A 4,473-nucleotide genomic window follows, 5' to 3' on the forward strand; every position below is an offset into this window, starting at 1 on the left:
AAAGCAACTTCATTATGCCAAGTCCAAAGGCATCAATATAATAAATGTTGATATTGAAAGTGTTTTAAAAAGCAAGGACACAGTGAAAATAGTAGAAGATGCACTAGAGAAAATAAATAAAGGGCTGGATGTTATCATTGCATCTACCTATGAAAGAGATGACTATGAAAAGGCTATAAAAACAGGAGAATCATTAGGCTATAGTAGGGAAGACGTAAGCATATTTACTCAAAATGTATTAGGGGAAATTACAGAAAAAGTAATAAAACAAAGTAAAATTTCTGGACTATTTTTAACCGGAGGAGATACTGCCATAGGAATAATTAAAAGATTAGGTGTAAGTGGCGCAAGTATAAAGCAGGAGTTAATGACTGGAATACCTCTTATGACATTATATGGTGGTGAAAACCAAGGACTTAAAGTAATTACGAAAGCTGGGGCGTTTGGAGAAGAAAATGCAATAGAATATTGCATGAAGAAGTTAAAGGAGGATATTTAGGTGAATTTGTTAGGAATTACCATGGGAGATCCTGCAGGAATAGGACCAGAGATTATATTTAGAGCTTTTGAAAAAAGAGATGATTTTAGAGAAAAGTCAGTGATATTCGGAAGTTACAAAGTTCTAAAGTATTATGCAGAGCTACTAAAGATTAATAAACCTTTAAAGGTTATAAATGCAATTAATGAATTTGATAAAGATATGATAAATATTATTAATGTGGTTGATTTAGATATGAATGATATTAAAATAGGAGAAGTATCAGCGCGATGTGGTGATTCAGCTTATAAATATATAGAAAAGGCCATAGAGTATGCTAAAAAAGGGGAAGTGAAAGCTGTAGTTACTGCGCCACTTAACAAAGAGGCACTTCACCAGGGAGGACATAATTTTGCAGGGCATACAGAGATTTTCGCAAAGTTAACTGATACAAAAAAATACTCAATGATGCTTACAAATGGAGACTTTAGAGTTATTCACGTTTCTACCCATGTTTCACTAAGAGAAGCTTGCGATAGAGTGAAAAAACATAGAGTTTTAGAAGTAATAGAACTTGCTAATGATACTTTAAAAAGAATGGGAATAGATAGTCCAAGAATTGCAGTAGCTGGACTTAACCCACATGCTGGTGAATCAGGATTATTTGGTCGTGAGGAAATAGATGAAATTATTCCAGCAGTTGAGCAGGCATGTAAACTAGGAATTAGTGTAGTAGGTCCTATAGCTCCAGATACGGTATTTTTAAAAGCACATAAAAGGCAATATGATATTGTGGTAGCTATGTATCATGATCAAGGACACATACCTACAAAACTCTTAGCTTTTGATACTGGAGTTAATATTACTGTAGGCCTCCCAATAATTAGAACCTCAGTAGATCATGGAACAGCCTTTGACATAGCAGGAAAAGCTATTGCAAAAGGTGACAGTATGATAGAGGCTCTTATAGCTGCAGATCTTTTTCTAGAATTATCTTAAAAAAATAAGTTGTAAAAATACTGGGTGTAATTATCCAGTATTGTTTTTATATAAATTTTTATATTGGAGGAATTAATATGACAAATATTGAATTACCATATGGACATGAGTTTATAAATGCGCAAATACCAGAGGAGAGATTAAATGCTGTTCTAGTATCTGATATGCATCACTATAAATCTAAACTAAGCCAGGTGGAGCTAGTAAAAAGGGCAATTGAAAATCCTATAGGAACTCCAAGACTAAAAGAAATGGCAGTGGGGAAAAATAAGGTTGTTATAATAGCAAGTGATCATACAAGACCAGTGCCAAGCAAGATTATTATGCCACTAATGCTTGCTGAAATAAGAAGGGGTAATCCTAGCGCGGATATAACAATACTAATAGCTACGGGATGCCATAGAGGGACAACGGTAGCTGAACTAGAGTCTAAATTTGGACCTGAGATAATAGCTAACGAAAAAATATACGTTCACGACTGTGAAGACGAGAGTATGTTAGTTGATATAGGACCACTTCCATCAGGAGGAAGACTTATTATAAACAAACTTGCAATAGAGGCAGATCTTCTTGTCTCTGAAGGATTCATTGAACCACACTTCTTTGCCGGTTATTCAGGTGGAAGAAAAAGTGTACTACCTGGAATTGCAAGCAGAACAACAGTTATGTATAATCATAATGCAACTTTCATAGACAGCGATAAATCAAGAACTGGTATTGTTGATGGAAACCCAATCCACAGAGATATGCTTTATGGCGCAAGAACAGCAAGATTGGACTTTATAGTAAATGTAGTAATAAATTCTGACAAGGAAGCAATTTTTGCTGTAGCTGGGGACTGCGATCTTGCTCATATTGAGGGACGTGATTTTTTAAACAGCCAATGCAAGGTTAAAAGTGTGCCATCAGACATAGTTATTACAACTAATGGAGGATACCCACTAGATCAGAATATTTACCAAGCAGTAAAATGTATGACAGCGGCAGAAGCCACCATAAATAAAGGCGGGGTAATGATAATAGCTGCAAAATCAAATGATGGGCACGGAGGAGAACAGTTCTACAGAACATTCAAAGAAGAAAGTGATGTAAATAAAATGTTAGATGGATTCCTGGCTACACCAAGTGAGGAAACTATTCCAGACCAATGGCAGTCTCAGATATTTGCACGTATTTTAAAAGATACAAAAATTATATATATATCAGATGCTCCAGATAACATAGTTTCGGATTTGCATATGATTCCAGCACATTCCGTGGAAGAGGCAATTGCAAAGGCTGATGAGATTCTAGGAAATAAGGATTCAAAGATTACGGTTATTCCTGACGGAGTGTCCGTAATAGTTCTTTAAATCATAAAAATTTTAAAGGAGATAATGATGAAAAAAGTAGTTTTAATACCTGATTCATTTAAAGGAACACTTAGTTCAACGCAGATATGCGAAATTATAGAAAGCAAAATTAATCAGCATTTTCCTGGATGCCAAGTAATTTCAATACCAGTAGCCGATGGTGGCGAGGGTAGTGTGGATTGTTTCCTTTCCGCATTAGGTGGTGAAAAGATAAATCTAATAGTTAAAAATCCTTATTTTGAAGATATGGAATCATTCTATGGAATTATTGACAATGGTAATACAGCTGTAATAGAAATGGCAGCCTGTGCTGGACTGCCACTTGTTGAAGACAGAAAGGATCCTAGAAAAACTACTACTTACGGTGTTGGACAGCTGATTTTAGATGCTGCAGGCAGAGGAGTAAAGAAGATAATTGTGGGCCTTGGTGGAAGTAGTACAAATGACTGTGGCTGTGGCGCTGCAGCAGCAATAGGAGTGAAGTTCACTAACCATAAAGGTGAGATGTTTGTTCCTACAGGGGGGACCACCCATGAGATTTCAAGTATTGACATATCAGGCAAGGCTGAAGTTTTAAATGGAATTGAAGTAGTCACAATGTGTGATATTGATAATCCAATGTACGGAAGAACAGGTGCAGCTCATGTTTTTGGACCACAAAAGGGTGCAGATGCGGAAATGGTATTATTCCTGGATGAAGGCATTAAAAATGTTTCAGAAGTAATAAAAAAAGATTTGAAAGTGGATCTGAGTGAAATACCTGGATCAGGTGCCGCAGGTGCCATGGGGGCAGGAATGATAGCATTCTTTGACTCAAAACTACAGATGGGAATAGAAACAGTTCTGGACACGGTTAATTTTAGTGATGTTATTACCGGTGCAGATATGATATTTACTGGTGAAGGAAAGATTGATTTTCAGAGTTTACGGGGAAAAGTTGTTATCGGAGTGGCTAAGAGGGCGAAACTTCAGAATGTTCCCGTGTTTGTTATTGCAGGCGGAGCAGATAACGATATAGATGAGGCATATGACTTGGGTGTAACTTCTATTTTTTCGATAAATAGACTACCAGAAGCTTTTGAAACCAGTCGTTATAAAAGTGTGGAAAACATGACATTTGCAGTAGATAACATTCTACGTCTAATTAAGAGTATTTCAGATTATAAGAAGAGATGATCTTCTATAATGGTACCTATAAGGAGGACGCTTAGAAAAGTGTTTTGACTATAGGTGCTTTTTTTGTATAATTTATATAGAGATAGGATGGTGGCAAATGAGTAAGATTTTATTTACCAAAGAAGATATCATCTCTTGGCTTGTGAGCAAAACAAATTAGAAAGTAAAAACTGAAAGTTTTTACCTCAATAAATAAAAAATTATAATATGAAAGAAGAGTGTGAAATGAAAAAAACAGTATTAATAACAGGTGGAAATAAAGGTATTGGACTCGAGGCTACACGCATTTTTATTCAAAATAATTATAAGGTTATTGTAATTGCAAGAGATTATAAGGATTTTGAATTTAATGCAAACCTAAATGTAGAGAAAATAGAGTATGATATATCTAATATAAATGGTATAAAAGATTTAGTCAGTAAGATTGGACCCGTTGATATATTGGTTAATAATGCAGGGATAATGAAC

Annotated in this window: 5 protein-coding genes; all 5 read left to right on the forward strand. The window is 35.3% G+C overall.

Going from position 1 to position 4,473, the window contains the following annotated elements:
• Positions 1 to 499, forward strand: a 499-nt coding sequence (locus JJE11_RS15240; RefSeq protein WP_291637134.1) for a nucleotide-binding domain containing protein, incomplete at its 5' end; no start/stop codon positions are given.
• Entirely contained in the window at positions 500 to 1,477 is a 978-nt protein-coding gene (pdxA, locus tag JJE11_RS15245) for a 4-hydroxythreonine-4-phosphate dehydrogenase PdxA (RefSeq protein ID WP_291637136.1), read from the forward strand.
• 77 nt (positions 1,478 to 1,554) lie between these two features.
• The gene (gene larA, locus JJE11_RS15250; protein WP_291637138.1) at positions 1,555 to 2,829 is read left to right on the forward strand and encodes a nickel-dependent lactate racemase; all 1,275 of its coding nucleotides are present in this window, start codon (positions 1,555 to 1,557) and stop codon (positions 2,827 to 2,829) included.
• A gap of 27 nt (positions 2,830 to 2,856) precedes the next feature.
• Positions 2,857 to 4,005 carry a glycerate kinase gene (locus JJE11_RS15255; protein WP_291637140.1) on the forward strand — a complete coding sequence of 383 codons (1,149 nt, stop codon included), beginning with the start codon at positions 2,857 to 2,859 and terminating at the stop codon, positions 4,003 to 4,005.
• Between the two features lie 225 nt (positions 4,006 to 4,230).
• Positions 4,231 to 4,473 (forward strand): SDR family NAD(P)-dependent oxidoreductase (locus JJE11_RS15260; protein ID WP_291637142.1); only part of this gene is annotated, 243 nt, incomplete at its 3' end.

This window comes from Clostridium sp. (assembly GCF_016650095.1).
Lineage (GTDB): Bacteria > Bacillota > Clostridia > Clostridiales > Clostridiaceae > Clostridium_AD.